Source organism: Wolbachia endosymbiont (group B) of Pammene fasciana (assembly GCF_947251495.1).
Taxonomy (GTDB): Bacteria; Pseudomonadota; Alphaproteobacteria; order Rickettsiales; family Anaplasmataceae; genus Wolbachia.
Map to the genome: position 1 here is coordinate 147,112 of NZ_OX366360.1, position 21,807 is coordinate 168,918.

21 protein-coding genes, 3 tRNA genes and 4 pseudogenes are annotated in these 21,807 nt (G+C 34.0%); 15 read left to right on the top strand and 13 right to left on the bottom strand.

Annotated features, from left to right (window positions below; all coding sequences use genetic code 11):
• Positions 1-98 precede the first annotated feature (98 nt).
• Entirely contained in the window at positions 99-1,697 is a 1,599-nt protein-coding gene (locus tag OPR29_RS00655) for an ABC transporter permease (protein WP_265025273.1), read from the bottom strand.
• A 130-nt stretch (positions 1,698-1,827) separates the two neighbouring features.
• Between OPR29_RS00655 and trhO the strand changes: the two genes are divergently transcribed.
• Complete coding sequence (trhO, locus tag OPR29_RS00660; RefSeq protein WP_265025274.1) at positions 1,828-2,673, top strand: oxygen-dependent tRNA uridine(34) hydroxylase TrhO; 846 nt, start codon at positions 1,828-1,830, stop codon at positions 2,671-2,673.
• Here the strand turns inward: trhO and OPR29_RS00665 are convergent.
• Positions 2,670-3,080, bottom strand: coding sequence for a hypothetical protein (locus OPR29_RS00665; RefSeq protein ID WP_265025275.1), 411 nt, complete (start codon positions 3,078-3,080; stop codon positions 2,670-2,672). The genes trhO and OPR29_RS00665 overlap by 4 nt on opposite strands.
• A gap of 138 nt (positions 3,081-3,218) precedes the next feature.
• On the opposite strand from OPR29_RS00665, the gene OPR29_RS00670 reads away from it, so the two are divergent.
• Complete coding sequence (locus OPR29_RS00670; protein ID WP_019236727.1) at positions 3,219-3,377, top strand: type II toxin-antitoxin system RelE family toxin; 159 nt, start codon at positions 3,219-3,221, stop codon at positions 3,375-3,377.
• A gap of 294 nt (positions 3,378-3,671) precedes the next feature.
• Here the strand turns inward: OPR29_RS00670 and OPR29_RS00675 are convergent, their stop codons facing one another.
• The 5 genes from OPR29_RS00675 to OPR29_RS00695 all read right to left on the bottom strand — a co-directional run bounded on the left by OPR29_RS00675 (position 3,672) and on the right by OPR29_RS00695 (position 7,839).
• On the bottom strand, positions 3,672-3,974 hold the full coding sequence (locus OPR29_RS00675; RefSeq protein ID WP_264376037.1) for a type II toxin-antitoxin system RelE family toxin: 303 nt from the start codon (positions 3,972-3,974) through the stop codon (positions 3,672-3,674).
• Positions 3,937-4,146 carry a DUF6290 family protein gene (locus tag OPR29_RS00680; RefSeq protein WP_265025276.1) on the bottom strand — a complete coding sequence of 70 codons (210 nt, stop codon included), beginning with the start codon at positions 4,144-4,146 and terminating at the stop codon, positions 3,937-3,939. Before OPR29_RS00680 ends, OPR29_RS00675 begins: the two co-directional genes overlap by 38 nt.
• Positions 4,147-4,499: 353 nt before the next feature.
• Positions 4,500-4,586 (bottom strand) — tRNA-Ser (locus OPR29_RS00685).
• Between the two features lie 31 nt (positions 4,587-4,617).
• Positions 4,618-5,415, bottom strand: coding sequence for a DUF2163 domain-containing protein (locus tag OPR29_RS00690; protein WP_213863801.1), 798 nt, complete (start codon positions 5,413-5,415; stop codon positions 4,618-4,620).
• A 384-nt stretch (positions 5,416-5,799) separates the two neighbouring features.
• On the bottom strand, positions 5,800-7,839 hold the full coding sequence (locus OPR29_RS00695; protein WP_265025277.1) for a WD0745 family porin: 2,040 nt from the start codon (positions 7,837-7,839) through the stop codon (positions 5,800-5,802).
• Positions 7,840-8,170: 331 nt separating this feature from the next.
• On the opposite strand from OPR29_RS00695, the gene OPR29_RS00700 reads away from it, so the two are divergent.
• Together OPR29_RS00700 and OPR29_RS00705 are read left to right on the top strand one after the other, a co-directional pair.
• Positions 8,171-9,448 carry a lipase family protein gene (locus OPR29_RS00700; RefSeq protein ID WP_265025278.1) on the top strand — a complete coding sequence of 426 codons (1,278 nt, stop codon included), beginning with the start codon at positions 8,171-8,173 and terminating at the stop codon, positions 9,446-9,448.
• Positions 9,406-9,858, top strand: a pseudogene (locus OPR29_RS00705) (lipase family protein); the annotation flags it as partial. The gene OPR29_RS00700 and the pseudogene OPR29_RS00705, both read left to right, overlap by 43 nt.
• Positions 9,859-9,900: 42 nt before the next feature.
• Here OPR29_RS00705 and OPR29_RS00710 read toward each other — a convergent pair.
• The 4 genes from OPR29_RS00710 to OPR29_RS00725 all read right to left on the bottom strand — a co-directional run bounded on the left by OPR29_RS00710 (position 9,901) and on the right by OPR29_RS00725 (position 12,274).
• Positions 9,901-10,728, bottom strand: coding sequence for a 3'-5' exonuclease (locus OPR29_RS00710; RefSeq protein ID WP_019236725.1), 828 nt, complete (start codon positions 10,726-10,728; stop codon positions 9,901-9,903).
• Positions 10,721-11,605, bottom strand: coding sequence for a GTPase Era (gene era, locus OPR29_RS00715; protein WP_052264868.1), 885 nt, complete (start codon positions 11,603-11,605; stop codon positions 10,721-10,723). The genes OPR29_RS00710 and era overlap by 8 nt, the downstream gene beginning before the upstream one ends.
• A gap of 44 nt (positions 11,606-11,649) precedes the next feature.
• Entirely contained in the window at positions 11,650-12,099 is a 450-nt protein-coding gene (locus OPR29_RS00720; protein ID WP_019236723.1) for a hypothetical protein, read from the bottom strand.
• Positions 12,100-12,201: 102 nt separating this feature from the next.
• Positions 12,202-12,274 (bottom strand) — tRNA-Gly (locus OPR29_RS00725).
• Between the two features lie 159 nt (positions 12,275-12,433).
• Here OPR29_RS00725 and OPR29_RS00730 point away from each other — a divergent pair.
• From OPR29_RS00730 to OPR29_RS00745, 4 genes are all read left to right on the top strand, one after another.
• Positions 12,434-13,054, top strand: a complete 621-nt coding sequence (locus tag OPR29_RS00730) for a ribonuclease D (RefSeq protein WP_265025280.1) — start codon at positions 12,434-12,436, stop codon at positions 13,052-13,054.
• 79 nt (positions 13,055-13,133) lie between these two features.
• Positions 13,134-13,460 (top strand): thioredoxin, encoded by a 327-nt coding sequence (gene trxA / locus OPR29_RS00735; RefSeq protein ID WP_064085368.1) that lies wholly within the window; start codon positions 13,134-13,136, stop codon positions 13,458-13,460.
• A 39-nt stretch (positions 13,461-13,499) separates the two neighbouring features.
• Positions 13,500-13,576, top strand: a tRNA-Ile gene (locus tag OPR29_RS00740).
• Between the two features lie 566 nt (positions 13,577-14,142).
• Entirely contained in the window at positions 14,143-14,388 is a 246-nt protein-coding gene (locus OPR29_RS00745) for a hypothetical protein (RefSeq protein ID WP_265025281.1), read from the top strand.
• A gap of 15 nt (positions 14,389-14,403) precedes the next feature.
• Here the strand turns inward: OPR29_RS00745 and OPR29_RS00750 are convergent, their stop codons facing one another.
• Positions 14,404-14,586 (bottom strand): hypothetical protein, encoded by a 183-nt coding sequence (locus OPR29_RS00750; protein ID WP_265025282.1) that lies wholly within the window; start codon positions 14,584-14,586, stop codon positions 14,404-14,406.
• A 258-nt stretch (positions 14,587-14,844) separates the two neighbouring features.
• Between OPR29_RS00750 and OPR29_RS00755 the strand changes: the two genes are divergently transcribed.
• The 6 genes and pseudogenes from OPR29_RS00755 (at position 14,845) to OPR29_RS00785 (ending at position 19,248) form a co-directional block, all read left to right on the top strand.
• Positions 14,845-15,543 (top strand): hypothetical protein, encoded by a 699-nt coding sequence (locus OPR29_RS00755; protein ID WP_265025283.1) that lies wholly within the window; start codon positions 14,845-14,847, stop codon positions 15,541-15,543.
• Positions 15,544-15,789: 246 nt separating this feature from the next.
• Positions 15,790-16,260 (top strand): hypothetical protein, encoded by a 471-nt coding sequence (locus OPR29_RS00760; protein WP_265025284.1) that lies wholly within the window; start codon positions 15,790-15,792, stop codon positions 16,258-16,260.
• A gap of 215 nt (positions 16,261-16,475) precedes the next feature.
• Entirely contained in the window at positions 16,476-17,150 is a 675-nt protein-coding gene (locus OPR29_RS00765; protein WP_265025285.1) for a CADD family putative folate metabolism protein, read from the top strand.
• Positions 17,137-17,523: a dihydroneopterin aldolase gene (locus OPR29_RS00770; protein WP_265025286.1), complete on the top strand. Its 387-nt coding sequence runs from the start codon at positions 17,137-17,139 to the stop codon at positions 17,521-17,523. The genes OPR29_RS00765 and OPR29_RS00770 overlap by 14 nt, the downstream gene beginning before the upstream one ends.
• Positions 17,520-18,772, top strand: a pseudogene (folP, locus tag OPR29_RS00780) (dihydropteroate synthase). Before OPR29_RS00770 ends, folP begins: the two are co-directional and overlap by 4 nt.
• Positions 18,769-19,248 (top strand): dihydrofolate reductase, encoded by a 480-nt coding sequence (locus OPR29_RS00785; protein WP_052264777.1) that lies wholly within the window; start codon positions 18,769-18,771, stop codon positions 19,246-19,248. The pseudogene folP and the gene OPR29_RS00785 overlap by 4 nt, the downstream one beginning before the upstream one ends.
• A gap of 278 nt (positions 19,249-19,526) precedes the next feature.
• Here the strand turns inward: OPR29_RS00785 and OPR29_RS06035 are convergent.
• A pseudogene (locus OPR29_RS06035) lies at positions 19,527-20,430 on the bottom strand (alpha/beta hydrolase family protein).
• 476 nt (positions 20,431-20,906) lie between these two features.
• Here OPR29_RS06035 and OPR29_RS06040 point away from each other — a divergent pair.
• A pseudogene (locus OPR29_RS06040) lies at positions 20,907-21,792 on the top strand (IS5 family transposase).
• The last annotated feature ends 15 nt before the right edge of the window (positions 21,793-21,807 follow it).

A 21,807-nucleotide genomic window follows, 5' to 3' on the forward strand; every position in this document is an offset into this window, starting at 1 on the left:
CTAAGTTGATAAACATGAAAGCACTGACCATTTGCTTCTATAGTTGTCTTTTTTCGTCTATCTTATTTTGTTACTCTGCTGAACAGATGCAAAATAGTTTATTTTTGATTCTTATCATCAAGTGTGAATAAGATTATTGTAGAGGTTAAACCTATAATAACTATCATTAACGAAAATGGGGCAGCTTCTCTGTAACGCTCATCGCTGACAAGTTCATATACTCTAGTTGATATAGTTTCAAAATTAAATGGTCTGATAATTAGTGTTGCCGTGAGTTCTTTTACCGTATCCATAAACACGAGCAGAAATCCCGATAGTATGCTTTTCTTGATAAGGGGAATATGAATATTCAGGCACGTGGAAATAGGCCCATGACCCATAGTATATGCAGTCCATTCAATTTCATTTGGTGTTTTTTTGAGTCCCGACTCTATCGCCTTGAAAGATATAGCAAAAAAACGAAATAAATATGAGTAAACTAATGCGCCAATAGTTCCTACCAAGCTAATTTCTACAATATATTGAGTAATGAAAGAAGATATTCTGCTTAAAAACATTATTATGCTAATTGCAATAATTGCATTTGGAATTGCATATCCAAGAGAAATGAGACGTGCTATATTGCTTATTACCTTATTTTTACGTGCTGTATATCCAATAATTATTGCAATGCTGATCGAGATTAGCGCGGTAATAAATGATAAACTAATACTGTTTGTTATTATATTATAAAATCTTGCTTCGTATATGAAAAAGCCTTTCTCTATGCTCCAATATATAAGTGGAATCATTGGTAAAATAAAGCCTATTAATATCGGCAATAAACACATAAGATAAGAAAAGATCAACGATATAGAACCGTTTATACTACGTTTATTGTGATAATCTGCATTAGTATTGATTGAAGAGTAAGATATTTCTCTTTTTTGTAGTTTTTTCTCGATAACTATTAGTGTTGCAACGAAAATCAGTTCTGCAACTGCCAAAACAGTAGTTGAATATTTGTCATGCAATAAAAACCAAGTACGGTATATTCCTGTCGTGAAAGTATCGATAGCAAGAAACTGTGGTGTGCCGAAATCCGTAATTACTTCCATTAGTACCAAGGATAACCCAGCTATAATTGATGGACGTATGGAGGGTATGATGACAGAAAACAGACTCTGTAATGAGGAGAACCCAAGTGTTGATGCAATAGTGACTGAGTTACTAACGCTCTTTAGACTTGAGCGGACCAACATATAAACGTATGGATATAGACTAAATCCCATTACTAATATTCCACCAGCTAGAGATTTTATTTCAGGAAACCAATAGTCACCTTTGCTCAATTGAAAAGTATCTCTTAACAAGCTCTGAATTGGACCTGAAAACTCTAACGTGTTTACATAAACAAACGATACTATATATCCAGGAATTGATATCGGAAAGAATAAGGCAATCTCAAAAATTCTACTTCCGGGAAACGAAAAAAATGTAGTAAGCCAAGCTGGAATTACTCCAAATATAAAGGATATTAACCCTACTCCTACCATCAAAATCAACGTATTGAGTATATATTCAGGAAAAAGTCTACTAATTACCCATCCAGAGTTTGCTGATTCTGTAAATAGAATCGATATTAACGATATTATAGGGCAGACAAATAATACACTTACTAAAAACAAGAATATATTTTTAAATACTCTCAGAAACATTAACTTGAATCTATATTTGATATTAAAATGTTATATGCAAAAACTAAAGATATCCAGTAATTAACAGCCGCCCTATTGAATATCTTCATAATTTTATATATTATGTTTCAAATCGATAAACTAATTAATTATGAGTTTTGTCATTGCAACTTTCTATCATTTTGTAAAACTCTCTAATTATTATGACATGAAAGACGAAATAAAAGTTGCATGCGACAACGTTGAATTAAAAGGCACTATACTCCTTGCAGAAGAGGGTATTAATGCAACTGTATCTGGAGAAAGAAACGCAATTGATAAAATACTTGATTTTCTACGTTCTGATGACAGGCTAAAAGGTCTTACTTGGAAAAAGAGCTCGGCAGAATATCAACCATTTAGTAAGATGAAAGTGAGATTAAAAAGAGAAATTGTGAATCTTGGTGTAAGTAATCTCGGTACTTCCGTTAGAGGCCAGTACGTTGATCCAGAACATTGGGATGATTTTATCTCTCAACCCGATGTTTTAGTAATAGACACACGAAACGAGTACGAAGTAAAACTAGGCAAGTTTAAAAATGCAATTAACCCACATACTCAACGTTTTCGCGATTTTCCTCAGTGGGCAGAGTCATTTTCTGAGAGTAAAGACCTGAAAGTAGCTATGTACTGTACTGGTGGAATCAGATGTGAGAAATCTACAGCATATATGAAAAGCCTTGGATTTAAAGATGTTTACCATCTTAAAGGCGGTATTCTTTCCTATCTTGAAAAAACTGGTAATAAAAGTGGTAATTGGGAAGGCGAGTGTTTTGTTTTTGATGATAGAATTGCTGTTGATCACTCACTCGCCCCAAGTGATAAAATAAAATGCATATTCTGCTCAAGTAAAGTTTCAACTGATGAGCTGAAATCAGTTCCACGTGGCCAGGTAGTTTGCTCTGATTGTAAATCTTTAAGTATTGAAAGAAATTCAGAATACAACACGAACCTTTAACAATTTATTTCTCTTTGCATATTTGTAACCTTAATTTTATCAAGGCATTTACCTACAACATAACCCGCTCCAGCTCCAAGTAATGTACCAACTATAGCAAATGCAATTAACACTACACCAGAAACACCGATAAGAGCTAAAGTTTCTTGCCCTAAACAACATGCTGCAACTAGACCAGCAACTAAACCAATTCCTACACTTATACACCTAAGTTTCATATTATTACTAATATTTCTACCTTTTCTATATTGTATAGATTGTATACTATGATCAGTATCATCATCTTCAAAAGCAAATTCTTTGATATCGTCTCTTGTTTTTAAACAATCGATAAGCTCACCTATTGTGTTGTTAGGAAAATTATGTAAATTTATAACGCCATTTTTTATAGATTGTTCAGGTATCATTTTATTTTTCCATACTATTAGAATATGTTTTTACTACACTGATTATCTTAATAATTGGTAAATTCCCATACAATAATAAGTAGATAATCTTACTACTATAGGTGGGACTAAAGCGCGATAAGATTAAATTCCTGAAAAATGTTGGTAAGAAGAGCTTTTCCAAAAACAATAAAGTTAAGAGTTGAAGAGATAGTAAAAGAGCGACTTACAGTTAATCCAATTGATTTTGGTGAATCGTTTTGTTACAAACTCAAAGGATACAGAAGACTGAGAACTGGCGATTATCGTATCATGTAAATGCTGCAAAGTATGAAGTGTTTCAATAAAACACAGAAAAGACATTTACGAATCTGAGGCTCCATACTAATATCCTTCCAGTATTAACTTACTGTAACCTTTCCGGTTCCTATTCTTTGTAACGGTGATCTCTAATTCGTTATTAGAGCCTATTTTATAGTAGCTGTCTCTGTAGAGTAGTAAAATTATAGGGGTATAGTCAAAAAATGAGTTATTTTTGAGCTGAGCAAAGCCACCTAAGGTGAAGAGGAAAGAGGGCTGTATAATGAAATATACAATGCTTATAGGAAGGTTCTAACTTTTATAGATGTATTCTCTATGCTCTATTGCAGTAATTATTACTGTACGTTCTAATTTACTTATCCTATAAACCAAACGATAATCACCAGATCGTATTCTACGATGTCCTTTGAACTCACCGAGCAAGGGATCTCCTGCCTTTTCAGGAGAAAGTGTAAGACGCTCTTTTACAATTTCTTTTATCCTTGACCATATTGTCTTTGGAAGATTTGGAATGTCTTTGTGAACTACATTTTCCTCATAGCAGATTAAATACTTATCACCAGTTGATGTCTTCATGCCTGATGAATTTTGCATTTCGAGTGTCACGTTGAATAGCGAGTTTGGCTATTGCCATATCTTCTTCATTTTCAATTGCTTCTTGTATAAATTGCTCTGCTAGCTCTTGAGCTGATTGATTCTTTACTTTAGCTAAACGAGCAAGGCTTTTTAAAACTTTTTCACTAATATTAATGCTTGAATCAGCCATAAATTTTACCGAAATCTACTAATAATTATACAATATTTTCCTAAAATTTTCAATAAAGAATTGTATTGACGGATTATGATAGATTGAGTATATACTAGTATTAGCTTTTAGGGAGAAATGACACAGACGTATTGCAAGACATCATTAGGAATAAGGAAGGTATGCTGGCTACTGGATGTATTTCTATGATAACAACTACTCTTCATCATCAAAAATCAAGAAGGCTCTGCAACTTGATAACTCTATTCTTTTATTGACGTAGATGACTCTGAAAAATTGCGGAGCTGAAGTGCTATGGTTATTGCGGTTTAAGAACAAAACGGAAAATCCTATGTTACACTAGAAATAATGTGCGGAAAAGGGGGGATTCGAACCCCCGACATATTTTCATATGTGCACGCTTTCCAAGCGTGTGCTTTAGACCGCTCAGCCACCTTTCCATAGTTATTCATAATATTAAAAATTATGCTGCTAAACAACTGGTATATATGGTTCGCCACGGAAATTCACAGTATTGTTAAACTTGTTTTTGCACGTTAAAAACGCTTTATCACAACCTGCAAGTATCGAATATTTATCTCCGGTAGAAATTTGATATGGAGGAGAAGCAAATAATGTAACTACTTTATTTTTGTATTCTTTAACTACAACTTCAAATGTTGCTGAACTAAAGAATTTTACCACTCCGTGCTTATAATATCCATCACTTTCGATTAAATTAGTGTCTTCAAATCTTCTTTCATCTATCACTTTAGTAATTGTGCTCATTCTACTAAACTTTTTAGCATCAGCTTTACATCTATCATCGCAAAATTGTGCCCTGCATACAGGAGAATATAGCTCTGTTATGCTTCTCTCAAGCTTTGTCGCAAGACCTCTAATTTCAGCGATAAACCTCCCACTATTTAATGTTACTTTACCAAAAGTTCCTGCATGCAAATTCATAATTCCCTGACTCAAATCTTTATAATTCACAAGAAATATTTCAATATTTGCAAAGTCATACCTTCCTGATAAAACATCTTTTTCTTTAATATCAGCACTATTTAATATTCCTTCAATTTCTAAATTATCAGTTCTCAAATCGCTATTTAATATTATACTGCTGGCTATAAAACCGCTTGAAGATTTATAGAATACATTATTGAGATTTAAATCTTCATCATAGTCAGTAAATCCCATTACTTCTCCACTTACAAGTGTTAATTTCCAGCAAGTAGCGATGGTAAGTAATTCTCCAGTTAAATGGTTTTTTAGTTTGGTTTGCATACTGCTTAATTGATTGAATTTGAAAACGTTCGATAGGTAAGGGATTATATCCATTATCTGAGTAGCCATAGGGTGTCATGCCAGCGCCCAGACTATTGGCATCCAGTTAAATTTACGAGTATAAAAGTAATGTTAAAATACAACGTTTCTGATGATGATGGAAAAATGGATCCCAGTGTCAAGCACTGGGATGACACCATTTACTATGCAAATTGCCACAATTTTCGTACAGCTGTGACTGGGATGACATTACTTATTGTGTGAATAAAATAAATACTCGTAGAGTTTATTACGCACTGGCTTATGTTTATTTGATCGATGAGTAAATGCTAACAGATAAGATACACACCACATTCAAGTTGTGGTGTGTATTACTAGAACAAATTAGAAAGAAAACTTCACACCAGTGAGGAGAAGAATTCCTTTGTTGGAAGGTACATCAGCATTATTTTTATCTTTCAGCGCACCTTTTTCATCAGTCATAAAATAATGTAAGGCTGCATAAGGAACAAATTTGCTCTTATTGCAAGAAGATAGATCATACTGAACACCAAGTGCAACATCATGAAGCATATCTTTATCACTCATTCTGCTACCAAAGTATGTCACGCTTGTGTAGATGTTATCATATTGATAACCAGCACCTGCAGTCCAATACATGGTATTGTTATCATTAAATTGCTTTAAGCCATTTTTTCTAGCAATATCAGTAGTCTCTTTATATTCTTTTGAAGCAAGGTCGAGTTCCTTGATACTCTTAGGTTGACCAGATTTGCCTAAATATGCAAAAGAAGCAGCGAATTTTACACTTTGATCTTCATCAATCTTATAATCAGCGCTTGCACCCAAATTAATGCCTGCCAGATTATTGTATTCTATGAACTCATTATAAAGGTGCTTATCTTTACTCGGTTGCTTTGAAAACCCATATTCACCAACTACGGAAGTTTTAACTTTTATATTATGTTTACTAAAGTCATATTCATATGATGCACCAGCGCTTACTATATGCTCGTAATCTGGTCCAACATGTCTTAACGTTTCCTTATGCTTTACCTCATCTTGCTTTTGAGCATTTTTAGAAAGAACTGAATCTATTTCTTTTACAACGGATAAACCACTATCATAGCGAGGTGAGTAGCTAAGACCAAATCTTGCACCCATATAATTTGGTGAGTAGTAAGCAGCTCTAAACGGCAATGTGGTCATAACGTCTTTGTTGTATTTTCCTGCCATACGGAAGGAGAGTTTTTCGCTCTCGCTCGAGAAGCTTTCAGTGTAAAGACGTGGTGTTACGTAAAATGGGAAGTTTGCAGCACTTCCTTCTAAGTTTACTTTTCTGAACCAGTCACTATCTGCAGCTCCATCAACAGTTGCAATTCTTGTTGCATCAAGTCTCATCAGAGACTCAGGACCAAACTGATAACCAAGTTTCAGATCACCATATTTTGAATTCAAAAACACATGTGCACTTCTACCTCTTGCAGCATTCACGCCTTGTGAAGCTCCTTTACCTTCAGTAACTGGAACATGGAATTGTACATCGGCACCATAACGAAGACCAATATCCTCATTTTTATTTTCAGCTCTTAAGTGCAATATTGCATCTGAAATCATGCCCATGTTTTCACTGTAATCACCAATATTCCCTATCCCTTTAGGAAATATTGGATTTGCTCCTTTTATACTATCTGGAGTATTGTTAAAATAATCTGTAGATTTACCTGGCATAACATTATAATGGTTATAGCCACTTAGCCCATGGTTACCATAACCTTGAGAATCAACAACGCCACCGAAAGTTATTCTTAAACCATCCCCTTGATTGGTATTGATAATATCAACCCCACCAACTGAAACAACAGGACTTGCCTTACCTTTTTCCTCTGTATTGCTGTTAACAACTTTTACATCCTTTTTTATATCTTTAGCTTCAATTTTAGCATTCTTAGTTTTAGAACCCTTAATTTTTGACTTTTCTACATTAGAATTTTTAGTGCTTAGAGCTTTCGCCTTTGAATCCTCTATAAGCTTTGCTTTTTTCTCTTTTGCTAGCCTAATTTCATCTTTTTTCTTTTGTTTTGCTACTAATTTTAACTCTTCTTTTTTCTTCTTTTGTTCAGCTGCTAATTTTAACTCCTCTTTTTTCTTCTGCTCAGCTGCTAATCTTAGTTCTTCTTTTTTCTTAAGCTCCTCGGCTTTTTTTCTTGGATCAGCATTACATATCCTGTCCATTTTTTCTTTTAGTTTCTTATTTGACGTCTTCATCACTTCCATCTTTCCAGAAGTTTTGATTGACTCGTTACTCTCTTGCTTTTTTACTTCCTTCATACTCTCGTCAGAAAAGTCAGCAGCAAAGCCACTGAAAGAACATAAAGTCAATAGAGAAGCTAGAGCAGTTCTAGTATAAATAGATTTTTTCATGAAGTGCCCCCAAAAAATTTTAAAATCATAACATAAATAGTATAAAGGTGTTGAAAATCCAACTTAAAGCAACCTTATAGCGAAAATAAAGGTAAAATGCAATACTTTAAAAGCAACTTTCTTAATACGCTCAACGTGTATATTAACCAAAATTTAGTACAGAGGTTTGCTTGTTAGTGTATTATAACTCTATACTTATTCTATGGAAGTAAAATTTACTCAAAGTAAAAGCATAAAAAGATTAAATTATTAATATAAATTGTTGACAATAATATTAATTTGTATTATAGTTGGTAGATTATTGTTTTATTTTTGATAGATTGGGGTACTTATGGATTTTAGTTTTTTACGCAATTGGTTTAGCACTACAGGTGCTGCTACAGGCTCAGAGCCAGGTAATACTGAACAGCCAGACTCTATTTCAGTAGATGATGGCAAATACGAGATGAAAGAATATGACGATGAATTTGAGATCATTGAAGATTATGAATTTATAAATCGTGCTGATCCAAATGAGCCATGTTCTTTACCTTCTGACTATAAAATAGATGAAAGTATTGTAAAAATTGCAGGATTTGATAGAGAGAAATTATTAGAAATGGGTAATTTCTGCAAGATAAGCTATGGCGATGATGATGGTAAATTAAGTAAAAAAAGATGTAACAACCTAGCTCAAAGAGTATACAAAACTGAATTTGAAATTGTAGAAGATTTTGAAATTGTTCCATCTACTGAAAAAATGTATAAAACTAGAGCTGAACTCATCAGCGAAGGTTATGAAATTATTCCATTTGGTAATAGCTTTGAAAAAGATGCTGGTCACGTTTTTATAAAAGGTAAAGAAATAACAATAGCCTACCATGGTACTCGTCTGAGCCAGAGTTTTAATGATGGAATTACTGATATAAATGTACTTTTTGCTACTTCGGAATTTTTACCTGAAGGTGGAAGAATTCATTGTGGTTTCTATAATTCATTTATGGATTCATGGCCTAATCTGTATGGCATTTTGAAATCTCATGCTGAAAAACAGGGATCAGAAATCAAGGATTTTAAAATTAATCTCACAGGTCACAGTATGGGAGGAGCTATTGCTAAGATAGCTGCTTTATGCCTCAATAAAACAGAAGGAGCTGAAGATGTTCATGTTGCAACTTTTGGTGATCCACGAGTTTTTGATCTTACTGCTAGTGAATTTTATAATGATGTTCTTCAAGAAAAAACCATTAGAGTAACTCAACATAGACAAGACCCAGTACCAGCGGTATCACCTGGTATTTGTGGTTATGCTCATGTAGGTGCACAATTGAGAATATCAGTACCTGAAGGATATTTTGTTCATCAAATAGATGGTTATCATGAAGCCATTAAAATAATGGATGAAAAAGATTTCCGATCGAACAATAACGTTTCTCTCTTTTATTACCCTTCGAGAATATTAAGTCGAATTAACTGTGCAGTTTTAGGTAATGCTCAATATTATGCTGCTAAAATAAAACAGAAGGAGCTGAAGATGTTCATGTTGCAACTTTTGGTGATCCACGAGTTTTTGATCTTACTGCTAGTGAATTTTATAATGATGTTCTTCAAGAAAAAACCATTAGAGTAACTCAACATAGACAAGACCCAGTACCAGCGGTATCACCTGGTATTTGTGGTTATGCTCATGTAGGTGCACAATTGAGAATATCAGTACCTGAAGGATATTTTGTTCATCAAATAGATGGTTATCATGAAGCCATTAAAATAATGGATGAAAAAGATTTCCGATCGAACAATAACGTTTCTCTCTTTTATTACCCTTCGAGAATATTAAGTCGAATTAACTGTGCAGTTTTAGGTAATGCTCAATATTATGCTGCTAATTTAGGTAATTATATTCTTGGTGGACAAAATTTTTTCGAGAAAGTAAAAAAGGAATACCAAGATAAAAACTTAGAAAATTTTTCTAAGCTTGAACAAGCAGAAGTTAAGCAAAGGGCACATCAAAATGTCTTTTCTACTACAAGGAGTTTATAACTACTATACAGAGCAATCATTAGATTGCTCTGTAGCATCTATTCATTTAAATTCAATATAAAAATTTTCACCAGAAGTTATTTTCCATTCTTCTTTAAATTTCTTTAGGTGTTCTTTTTTTTCGCATTCTAAAAGCAGTTCTTCTATGCTCTTATTATAGCTTTCTGTAGTAATTCTTCCTTGATGATGCATAAACCTCAAATAAATCAAATAAGTGTTAATCACATCTGTTTCACAATAATCGCGAATCTCTTGTATTTTGCCACTATCATATAAGTCCATAACTTGTGAACCATCAACTCCAATCTTACCGGGAAGATTAAATGCTGCGCAAACTTCGTTCATCTTCATTCTTGCAGAAGCTCCAAAATCAGAGAGAGATTCAAGCAAATCACAATGCCAATCACTACTGTACCTCTGATTGTAACTATTCCACTTATCGCCAGCTTTGTGAAAATATTCTGCTTGAATGCCATGAACCATAGCACGGTACTTCAGTACCGGTATATCAAAAGTGCGTCCATTGAACGAAACTAGTCTTGGCTTTTTCTCTGATATGTAGTTAAAAAATCCCTTTACTAGCTCTTTTTCATTCGAGTTTACTGTGCCTCCAGATCTTATTTCTTGTAGTGTGAACATTTCATAACCGCTCTGGCGTGTTATATTACAAAGTAAAAAACTAATGACTACAACAAGGTGGAAGGGCTGACGCAGAAAAGAGTTTTGCCCGTTTGTTATTTCAAGATGATATTTTGTTAATGCGTTCCTCTTTTCTTCTACACTGCTATCATCACTAATATTTAGTAAATTCTTGCAGGAATTTACATCTGGTATAGTTTCAATATCAAATACCAACAAAGAATTAAGCATTACTTATATATTCCTCAGGGCGATCAGTCCAAGGTCGCACTTTTACGAACAAAAAGAGATGAACTTTACACTCAAATAACTTTTCCAATTCTGTACGTGCCTCGATATTAATTTTTTTTATGCTACTGCCGTCTTTTCCTAGCACTATTTTCTTATGATTATCTTTCAATACAAATATGATCTGTTTTATGACTAAACTCTTATCTTTTTTTTCCTCAAATTGTTCAGTTATAACAGCTGTAGAGTATGGCAATTCTTCACGTAGGTTCAAGAATAACTTTTCTCTCGTAATTTCCGCTGATAAAAAATCAGCTGAGGAATCAGTTATTTGATCTTTTTCATAAAACCAAGGGCCTATCGGTGCAATTTCAGACAAGTAACTAGTCAGATCAGAAAGTCCATCATTCTTCAGTGCCGAGATCGTAAAAATTTTTTCAAACTTATAAAGCAAATTTAGGTGCTCATGTGCCATCTTGAGCTCTGATTTCTTTACTAAATCAGTTTTATTGATAACCAAAATGCATCTGCCTTTTGTGCGCTCCAGTCGTGCAAATATCGTTTTTATTCTTTCTATATTTTTTAGGTAATTGTTTACATCAACAAGCAACAAAGTAATGTCACTATCCTTAACTGCTCCCCATGCAGATTTGACTAAAGCTTTTTCAAGATTTGTTTCTGCTGAAAACACTCCTGGAGAGTCAGTAAAAACAATTTGCGCATTGTTGCATATAGCAACACCCCTTACCTGCGTCCTTGTTGTCTGCACTTTAGGGGTGACAATTGCAATTTTCTTGCCTACGATGCTGTTAATTAGCGTTGACTTTCCAGCATTTGGCAAACCAGCTATCGTTACAAATAAGCATTTTTGTTCTTTCACAAAGGAAATTATAAAGAAAACTAAATGCTAACGTCAATTGATTATTATATAGCTTTCTCTTCCCCTTTTGAAGAAAAACGCTCAACTATAGGTGATATAATATAATCATTCACTTTTTCAGCTATTGGTTCAATAACACAAACTGTTACAAATACCCCTGCGATTACTGCTATGGGTGCTATCACCGCACCTGCTAAAGCTGCCGATCCCATTCCAAGCATTGCACCAGGGAAAACAGCAGTTGCAGCTGCAGCAAGACCAACTCCAATTGCAGTACCTACAGAACAAGAACAAGCAGTCCGAAAAAAGACTTCTTTGGAGAGTCTTCCATTAGAGATTATCCGACATGCAAGTAAGGCTGCCGGAACCGCAGCAATAATTCCACCCATCACCAAAGGTGACAGAGCTGTAAAACTGAGCGCTAAGCCTGTAAGTGCTCCTATTGGTATATCTGTACCTAAGATAAATAACATTGGTTTAGTCTTGTTGTCCATATAATCCTCCTAAATAATAATTTTCTAAAAAGCTTTTAGCTACTTTTAGTATAGCTGAACTAGTTTAATAGGGGAAGGAAATTTTTTATGTTAAAATTAAAGAGCGGGAGAAGGGGTTCGAACCCTCGACCTCAACCTTGGCAAGGTTGCGCTCTACCAACTGAGCTACTCCCGCAGTTAAATTCTGCTTAGATTCTACTTCTAATTATAGGTACATATTACAATTTGTAAACCCTACATGCATGAAAATCATGAGAGCCAATTTTCTATGATCTTTTCGTATACTTAAAACTCATTTTTGATTATTGTATGTGTCATAAAACATATTAAATTTATGAGAATATTTATATATAAGGACGACCTGCCAGCCAGTGCAATACCGAATGATATAAAATCTATAGCTGTTGATACAGAGGCAATGGGGCTACTGCATAGCAGAGATAGATTATGCCTTGTTCAGCTCTCTTTCAATGATGGCAACGCTCACTTAGTTCAATTCAAAAACGATTATACAGCTCCAAATTTGAGAAAAATATTAGAGGATAAAAATATAACCAAAATATTTCACTTTGCGCGGTTTGATGTGAGTATAATACATTACTACCTGCAAATTTGGGCACTGCCTTGCTATTGCACGAAAATAGCCTCACGTTTAGTTCGCACCTACACAGATAATCATAGCTTAAAAGAGTTGTGCTTAGAACTACTTGATATAAAATTAAATAAGCAACAACAATCTTCTGATTGGGGAAATGAAAATTTAACAGACAAGCAAAAAAGTTATGCTGCATCTGATGTTTTATATCTCCATAAAATAAAGGAAAAGCTAGATTTAATGCTAGAACGTGAAAATAGAAAAGAATTAGCCGAAAAGTGCTTTGAATTTCTTTCTACTCGTATTGAGCTAGATTCAATGGGTTGGGGGAGTGTAGATATCTTTAATCATCATATGTAATCACTTCACTTGAATCCAGAAAAATTTAGTTGATCAGCTGTTAATTGATACGCTATATTTATAAAAATTTAGGTATTTTATGAGTGATGATATTAAAGCGGTAAATGATCAAAATTTCGAATCTGAAGTTGCTAACCACAAAGGATTTGTGCTGGTAGATTTTTGGGCAGAATGGTGTGGACCATGCAAAAGTCTGATGCCACGTATCGAGCAGTTAGCCAAGGATAGAAAAGACAAGATCAAAATCTGTAAGTTTGACATAGATGGAGAAACTGAGGTGCCAAGTAAGTATGGAGTTCAATCTATACCTACTTTAATCATATTTCAAGATGGTAAGGAAATTGCACGCAAAATTGGCGCAATAAATGATTTACACAGTTGGGTTGATAGTGAAATAAGCGAGTAGACAAATTTCCTTTTGTGTGTATTATAAGTGTTAGTAAAAGGGATTGTAGCTCAGTCGGTTAGAGCAGTTCGCTCATAACGAATTGGTCGTAGGTTCGAGTCCTACCAATCCCACCACTATTGATACAATTGCAAGGCCTACTCTCTTAGATAAGCTTTTTGCCTTATTAAAGTACTTGGTTGTTAGTGTTTGAAAACTCCATGATATTAGATTCCTTGCATAACTGGAATTCAAAAATTCCAGCGCGGTTTTCTTATTGGATCCCAGCTGGGATGACGACTGGTTATGAAAGAAATCTATTGTCAAAAAAAATTACTTCCGCGTATTTTCAATCTAATTATAATTAAAGTTAGAGATATTTTAAGAGCTCAAATTTGTCTGCAGACTTTCAATTAACTTTTCAATAAAAAACGTAGCGTATCTTTTTCAGCGTATACACACATCTGTCATATGTGCGCTGTGTTTTTTTCTAATCTTTTTATACAGGAGGATTTTATGTCCAGAATTCCAGATACTTGACCTTTACTTTAGCTAATAACAGGCGCCTGTGATTTTTATAAAGAAAGTGTAGGAAAAACTATTTCCAGGCATAAATTTGCTATGCATACCTAAAAAGTAATGATATTAGCATAATGTTCATATTTGTATGCTAATATTAACATTATTTAAATTGAAGAATATTATGGAACAACAAGCATCAAACAAAGAGAAAGGGATTGAATTTAGATATAATCAATGTAAGGAGAAATGCCATTCCTACAAAACAAAACGTACAGACCAAGAATGCCTAGATAAATGCTATGAGAAGTACGTTTCTAAACTTTATCCACAAATTAGTGAGAAATTATTGGCTAGTGAAAACAATCTCTATGATGAAAGCACAAAATTATCACTTATGGCAGATACTCTAGATGCAATGTTTTTTTAATCACAAAAGAAACACTTATTTCAATATTTGCGGGGATGTTAGCTTTTGAGGTATACTCTGACTTATTGAATAATTCTTTAAATTGGTAAAATACTGTTTCTTTTCCTCTATTTCTTTTTCACTATTCTTTTCACATATCACTTCTGTTTTTATTTCTGGTTGTTTCTCTTGAGCCCTTCTTTTCGATCTGTGAAACATAGCCAACTTCTATTGCTTAATAATATGATTAAACATCTATGTCCTCTTTGAGGAACCTTTCCTTGATTAGCTATAGCTGATTACGTTTTCCCTCTAACGTATATCTTAACAAATACAAATTTTCTCATAGAAAATCTGTTTTAGGCACCATTCTTAATCTCTTTATTTACTTGTTTTAACAAATTAGTTGAAATCTTTAATATTTTATGCTATTATTAATATATTGATCACTAACTTTAATTATTAGGAGAAAACACAATGAGAAATTTATTTAACAAAACAGACATATTATTTTGCACAGCCGGCATTACTGCTATTGTAATTCTAGCAACATCTAGTGTACCTTCCCTCACAGCTGGTGCCCTTATTACTTTGGTTCTACTGGCATTACGCTACGTTTCAGTCTATACTTTTACTGCTTTAGCCCTATTATTATTGCCTTATTTGATAGTTTGTTTCCCCTTTGCAGTACCTGCAGCTATTGGTTTATTTATTGCAGTTGCAGCTCTAAAAGCATGCTATCTGCTATTCAAACGCTATGACATATTTTCTGCTCCGGCCATAGCTCTTAAAGAAGTATATATGTATATAGAGGAGGTATATACAGCATTGAAAGTGGCATTTACATCTGTAAAAAGTGCATTCAGTGATGGTCGTGCGCTCGATCTTTTTAAACGTGACATTCTATTACCACTAGAGAATGTACTGAGTGATAATCGTGTGCTTAATCTTGTTAAACATAACGTTTTATCACCATTAGAAGATATATACACAGCATTGAAAGTGGCATTTACATCTGTAAAAAGTGCATTCAGTGATGGTCGTGCGCTTGATCTTTTTAAGCGTGACATTTTATCACCATTAGAAAATGTGCCTACAGCACTTACAAATACTGAGTGGAGTCTAGTAGAAAGTCTGAGGCAGCAAGTAAAAGTATTTGCAAAAATCCTTATGTAATCTAGGGTCAAACATGGCAAAGCATCAGATTGTACTTTGGTATATTACTTTATCGAGTAAGAAATATATTATATGTCTTTTGTTTTGCTACATTTCTTAAAATATAAATAGTAGTTGACTAATGTAAATTTTAGCATTATACTTAATATTTTAAGTAATATCTTTGTAATGTTAACTAATGCTAACTATAAACAAAAAAACCTCAATGTTATTATATTAATGAACATCACACTGTCAATTATCTGTATGGACCTCATATCAGGAAAAAGTTTAACTATGAAAAATATTGAAATAATGTTCCATGGAAGTGTTTCTATATTGTTATCAATATTAAAATTGCTTACCATTCTCGATAAACAAATTAGCAATAATCTGGAACAAACTTCTAATATTTTTAGAATATGCAGTTTTGTTGAAGATTATATTCCAAAAGATATTAAAAAAAATTTTTCATTAGAATATTACTTATCAGAAAATGTATCAATAGATGATAAACTTACTAAGTCGCTTGATAACATATTATCTCAGTACTACAAACTTCTTGCAAATGAAAGCACAAAACAAATCTTTGCATGCCATTCAGAAAGTGGAACTAGCATTTATAGTAGTGATTTTGTAGAAGATTCAAAACCTTCCTACTATACTTATGATGCTAAATTTACAAATCATTTTTCAGTTACAGATACATCACATTGTCAGAACTTCTATACTAGATAGAACTTGATTTTATAGATAAGACTGAACTGATAAATGGCTATGCACTAGATCTTGTTAAACTTAACATTTTATCACCATTAGAGAATATATATAGAATAAAAAATTAACTTACAATGTATCTATCTTTATATTTATTGGAATTAAGGTAGTAATGAGAAATGTCTCTTGACATTTGATAAACCTAAACGTAGCCTAAAATAATTTAGTGTTTATTTATGACATTTGTTCAATCACTTAATAATCAATTAGATAGTTTACACTTATTAAAACACCCATTTTACGAGTTATGGAATGAAGGTAGCTTAAGCCTGCAGGCTCTGCAAACCTACGCTAAGGAATATTATCACCATGTTGCTGCTTTTCCTCGTTATATCAGCGGTATACATTCCTTGTGTCCGAATTTGAAAATGCGGCAAGTTTTACTTGGTAATTTAATAGAGGAAGAACAAGGCGACGAGAATCACCCAGAATTATGGCAGCGTTTTGCTGAAGGACTGGGAGTAGCACGATCTCAACTTCTTGAGGATGCACAGGTTAAGGAGACACGAGAATTAGTTGACGGTTACTTTGATATTGTAAGATCAGGTTTTGTAGAAGGTCTTGGAGCTCTGTACGCTTATGAACGTCAAACTCCAGAGGTTTCTAAATCTAAAATTGAAGGTCTAAAAAAACACTATTCAATAAATGATGAGCGTCCTCTCAAATTTTTTACTGTTCATATGGAAGCTGATGAGTGGCATTCTGAAGAATGTGCAAACCTTATTGCAGATTTAAGCGAAGAAGAGCAAGAGAAAGTCATACAAGGCGCTAAGAAAGGAGCAAAACTCTTATGGGGTTTTCTTGACGGCATGATACGTTTGTCATTAAACTCAGTGAATGCCTGCATGTAATCTTCTTATATCTGATCTGCGGCTTTGGGTTCATTTAGGATGTAGCGCAGAAGAGAAGTTCTCTCCCCAATTGGTGAGTATTGATATTGATCTCACTTTTAAATCTCCTCCTTCAGGGCTTACAACTGATCAACTTAAAGATACTATCTGCTATTTGGAAGTAGTGCAAAATATTCAATCTCTTGTTCAGGGCAAGCAATTTAATTTAATCGAGCATTTAACTCATGAGATATACAGAGCCATTAATAACCTTTTGCTGCGAAAGAAGCATATTATTTCTTCTGTCAGGGTGACTACTCACAAAATCGCACCACCAGTTCCTGGTGTACATGGGGGCGTTTTTTTTACTTACTGTAATGAATTGCAAGAATGATCTATATTTCTATTGGATCAAATATAGGGAATCGCCTTTCCCATTTACAAAGAGCTACTGAGTTACTAAAGAAGCTCTATTTAAAAGACTTAAAGTCTTCGATCATTCTAGAAACTAAGGCTATTTTACCAAATGGTGCTCCACCTGATTGGAACAAGCCATTTCTCAACATGGTGTCTATGGAAGTTGTTTTTCTTCTCCTGAGGAGCTATTAAAAGGCTTAAAACAAATCGAATGTGACATTGGTCGTCCACAAGTCTATGAAAAATGGGCACCTCGTGTTATTGATTTAGATATTTTGTTATGGGATGATCTAACGTTTGATACACCTGACCTTAAAATTCCTCACCCAGAATTGGTAAACAGACCATTTTTGCTCCACTTGATGGCAATGGTTAACAAAACATTTGCTTTCAATGTTCAAGAATGTTTTTCAAAGAGTTTTACGATTTCACCAAAGCTTATGGGTATTGTTAACATTACCCCTGATTCATTTTCAGATGGTGGTCTTTATTATGATGCGAATCGAGCAACCAAGCAGGCATTGCAGTTGGTATCAGATGGTGCAAGCATAGTTGATCTTGGAGCTCAATCAACAAGGCCTGGAGCTTCAATAAAGACGCCAGAGGAAGAGTATGAACGTCTAAAGCCAGTACTTGATAATCTTAGCGACTATATGAAAACTGGTGATATTAAGGTCAGCATTGATAGTTTTTGGCCGAATGTTATTTTAAACGTTTTGAAGCACTACAATATTGCCTGGGTAAATGATCAGAAGGGAGATCTGAGTAGTAATACCTTAAAAGAAGTTGCTAGCAGTGGGTGTAGTGTCGTTATTATGCATTCACTTTCGATACCACCACATAAGGACAATATTATTCCACATGATATTGACCCAATTGATATCATAAATAATTGGGCAGAGGAGAGCATTAATAGGTTACTTGACCTTGGTTTTGATGAAAATTCAATAATTATTGATCCTGGTATTGGTTTTGGCAAATCTATGTATCAGAATATTCAGATTTTACGCAGTATAGAAACTTTACAAAATTTTGGCTGCAAGGTTTTAGTTGGCCATTCCAGAAAATCATTTATTTCTTCTTTTTCCATAGAACCTGCCTCTAATAGAGATTTAGAAACGGTTGCTATCTCAGCTATACTACAAAATAAGGTTGATTTCCTTAGAGTGCATAATGTGCGTGATCATATGCGATTTTTTGTAGCCCAAGCTGTCTTAAAGGGATGAAGATTATTGGAATTATGGCTGTTGACCCTAATGGGGTAATTGGAATAAATAATGATTTGCCCTGGCGTTATCCAAGTGAATTCAAACATTTTTGTCAAGTAACCGACAAGCAAGTTATTGTGATGGGAAGAAAGACATTTGAAACCGTGCCTCAGAGCATACTAAAGAATCGTACACCTATTGTTTTCTCCCGTAACAAGTGTTTTAATAGAGGCCCAAAATGTACTGTTGTCTCTTCCATGCAAGAATTTCTGTCAATTCAAAGTAGTTCTCAAGTCTTTGTGATTGGTGGGGCACAAATAGCACACCTTTTTTTAGAGCATAACCTAATCTCAGAATTTATTATAACTGAAATTCACAAGCCCTATAAGGGTGATACATACCTCAATTTAGCATTTTTTGATGGATGGAATAAAACTATTCTCGTCAGAACAGAAGACTATACTATATTCAATTGTATCCGTTCGGCAGAGTAGTAAAATAAGGTAGGCGAGAAAAGACAACTATCAGTGCATGACACTGGCTCCTTTATGATGGTCAGTGCCCAGAAACTGGCATCCAGTTAAATTTATGGATCTCAGTGTTAGCTACTTAAATAACAGGGGAGAGCTACTAAATGACATCTTCAATTTCTGTACAGCTACATCGCAAGAAAGGAAGCACTGGCTTTCACATTAGCAAATTCCCTGAATAGATGAATACAATTTAATGCATAATGAAGTGTGACCTTAGCCAAAAAAAAGCAGCAAAAAAGTTAACGCGTTCTAGACGTAACTTTACTAAGTACCATTTCTCTTAATTCTTCAGTCAGTGTGCCACTATCCAAAACACTGTTATGAGGATCATCTCCATATATAAACAGATCATCACGAATCTTAATCGGATTACCATTTAATAATTGATCACCTCTTATCGCATTTACCAATTGTGCAGGCAGTGGTATTAATGTGTCTCTTGCGTGATTAATAATTACTATTGGCGTTTTTTCATTTTGTGACTTTTGCAAATTATCTGCTATATCAAAGTCTAAAGCGAAGGCTTTTAGTATTCTTTTTAGTAGGAATAAAGGCAGTATACTCAAAATTTTCGTTTGAGGCATTGGAAAATGCTCTATTGCTGTATGAAAAGAACTAAAAGTGCTAGTGAAGACGATTCCTCCAAGTTTAACATCTCTATTCGCAAAATGCCTTGATACTTCCGATGCAACTGCTCCTCCAAAAGAATGACCGAAAAGTATAATATTTTCGGGTTTTACACCTTGATATATTAGTTGATCAATTTGCTCTATTGAAGACTTGAATAACTTTTGATCCTTATTTAGAAACGGAATCATGAGTAGGAATATAGATAAAAAAACACAAGCTGAAGCTGATAAGACTGCCAATCCAGCTGTTCTAGCTGTTATTGGATTAGTGAGCAGTATGACAGTAGGTGGCAATATTGATGCTAGTAAGCATACGAAGCTGGTTAAGGCATAAGTTACTATAATTTTGAAATGCAGCCGGGTATTTGTGTGCATGAGTGTGAAAATTAGGTATATCATGGTGGTGCATGAGCTCAGATTGCATATCTTTACAGAATGTAGTTGCATTTTTATAATTATCCCCTAACCCATGAAAGAATATAAGATGTATTTCTTTTTCTTTAGTGTTAGGCATTATTTTCACTATTAAATATTTTCAATTATATACTATTCTTATAATTTTGTTGAGCTTTTTCTATGTTAACTAGTGAACCGGCAATCTTAAAATGCTTGCAAGATCTACTTACATCAAGGTGCATGAGTTTTTTTTGTATCCGTTCATCAGAGTAGTAAAATAAGAAAAAGAGAAAAGAAGACTAAATGAATTTCATCCGAGTAGCTGATACTGACATCTATATAAAGACAATCTAATGCACTCATTTAAAGTGAAGTTTTCTGGATCCCAGTGTCTAGGCACTGGGATGACAAGAAAAGAGTTGACTTGAATGACACCGAATAGGTACTGGGACAGAGGCTACTTGAATAATATTTCACCATGTCATTCCAGCACTTGATGCTGGAATGGCTTTGTTGCATAGCTCAGATAAAAAGAACTGGAAGTTACTGACGAAATTCACTATAAAACAGGCATTTAACCTACGAAAGAAAAATATGTCACAAAAAATGAGAGTCAGTAACTGCCATGGATATAACAGATTTCTGCAAGAAAGAGGAAATATTTTTCATTTTATTAATGAGGCAATAGAAAATTGGTACGAAAATAGCCCCAAAATGCGAGGTGGAAATTATATTTATAGTAATAAAGTTGTGATTTTAGTGCATATAGTCGCTAGTCTCTTTAGAATTGGCTTAAGACAAACGGTAGGGTTTATAAAAGGATATTTGCAGCAAGTAGTTAGCAGTCATTAGCTATTCGCAGGCTTCAAGAAGGTTTCAATATTAAGATCAATGATTGCAGAGTTGATAAAAACAATATGGAAGATATTGAAATTGCCATAGACAGTACAAGTATCAGATAATACACCTGGTCACAGTAAGGAAAATAGCGAAGTATCGCAGTTATAAACAGGTAAGAAAGCTACACGTAATATTGAGTATAAATAGTAAAAAAGCTATAGCTGCACAATATAGCAATGGTGCCTACTCCGACCATTATGGTGCTTGCGACTTGCTCAGCTTTCAGCATGCTATAAAAGCATTATATGCAGACAGAGCCTATCAAGCTTTATAAATTGTGCAAAAAATATGATATAAAGACAAAATTTTACCGAAAAATCGTGCAGCGGAGCATACAAAATTGGATTATATGGCTGAAAGGAATGCTGCCATTAGATTATGTGGTAAAGACGGTGTGAAAGAGTGGAAGAAGGAAGCAGTTTATGGAAAAAGGTCATATATTGAAGGATTTTTTTCAAGATTAAAGCAAATATTTGGGTTTAGTTTTAGAAATAGATCTGAAGTAAATCGAGAAAAAGAGTTGCTAATAAAATGTTACTTACTCAATAAATTTACTGATATTGGCATGGCTAAGTTTTAGGTAGTTTCATGAATT

Coding starts and splice junctions, on each gene's coding strand:
- OPR29_RS00670 (WP_019236727.1), top strand. CDS start 3,219: ATGTTGGTAAGAAGAGCTTTTCCAAAAACAATAAAGTTAAGAGTTGAA.
- OPR29_RS00690 (WP_213863801.1), bottom strand. CDS start 5,415: ATGCAAACCAAACTAAAAAACCATTTAACTGGAGAATTACTTACCATC.
- trxA (WP_064085368.1), top strand. CDS start 13,134: ATGAGTGATGATATTAAAGCGGTAAATGATCAAAATTTCGAATCTGAA.
- OPR29_RS00785 (WP_052264777.1), top strand. CDS start 18,769: ATGAAGATTATTGGAATTATGGCTGTTGACCCTAATGGGGTAATTGGA.
- OPR29_RS00760 (WP_265025284.1), top strand. CDS start 15,790: ATGGACCTCATATCAGGAAAAAGTTTAACTATGAAAAATATTGAAATA.
- OPR29_RS00720 (WP_019236723.1), bottom strand. CDS start 12,099: ATGGACAACAAGACTAAACCAATGTTATTTATCTTAGGTACAGATATA.
- trhO (WP_265025274.1), top strand. CDS start 1,828: ATGAGTTTTGTCATTGCAACTTTCTATCATTTTGTAAAACTCTCTAAT.
- OPR29_RS00770 (WP_265025286.1), top strand. CDS start 17,137: ATGCCTGCATGTAATCTTCTTATATCTGATCTGCGGCTTTGGGTTCAT.
- OPR29_RS00745 (WP_265025281.1), top strand. CDS start 14,143: ATGGAACAACAAGCATCAAACAAAGAGAAAGGGATTGAATTTAGATAT.
- OPR29_RS00675 (WP_264376037.1), bottom strand. CDS start 3,974: ATGCAAAATTCATCAGGCATGAAGACATCAACTGGTGATAAGTATTTA.
- OPR29_RS00700 (WP_265025278.1), top strand. CDS start 8,171: ATGGATTTTAGTTTTTTACGCAATTGGTTTAGCACTACAGGTGCTGCT.
- OPR29_RS00765 (WP_265025285.1), top strand. CDS start 16,476: ATGACATTTGTTCAATCACTTAATAATCAATTAGATAGTTTACACTTA.
- OPR29_RS00695 (WP_265025277.1), bottom strand. CDS start 7,839: ATGAAAAAATCTATTTATACTAGAACTGCTCTAGCTTCTCTATTGACT.
- OPR29_RS00680 (WP_265025276.1), bottom strand. CDS start 4,146: ATGGCTGATTCAAGCATTAATATTAGTGAAAAAGTTTTAAAAAGCCTT.
- OPR29_RS00665 (WP_265025275.1), bottom strand. CDS start 3,080: ATGATACCTGAACAATCTATAAAAAATGGCGTTATAAATTTACATAAT.
- OPR29_RS00755 (WP_265025283.1), top strand. CDS start 14,845: ATGAGAAATTTATTTAACAAAACAGACATATTATTTTGCACAGCCGGC.
- OPR29_RS00750 (WP_265025282.1), bottom strand. CDS start 14,586: ATGTTTCACAGATCGAAAAGAAGGGCTCAAGAGAAACAACCAGAAATA.
- OPR29_RS00730 (WP_265025280.1), top strand. CDS start 12,434: ATGAGAATATTTATATATAAGGACGACCTGCCAGCCAGTGCAATACCG.
- OPR29_RS00655 (WP_265025273.1), bottom strand. CDS start 1,697: ATGTTTCTGAGAGTATTTAAAAATATATTCTTGTTTTTAGTAAGTGTA.
- OPR29_RS00710 (WP_019236725.1), bottom strand. CDS start 10,728: ATGCTTAATTCTTTGTTGGTATTTGATATTGAAACTATACCAGATGTA.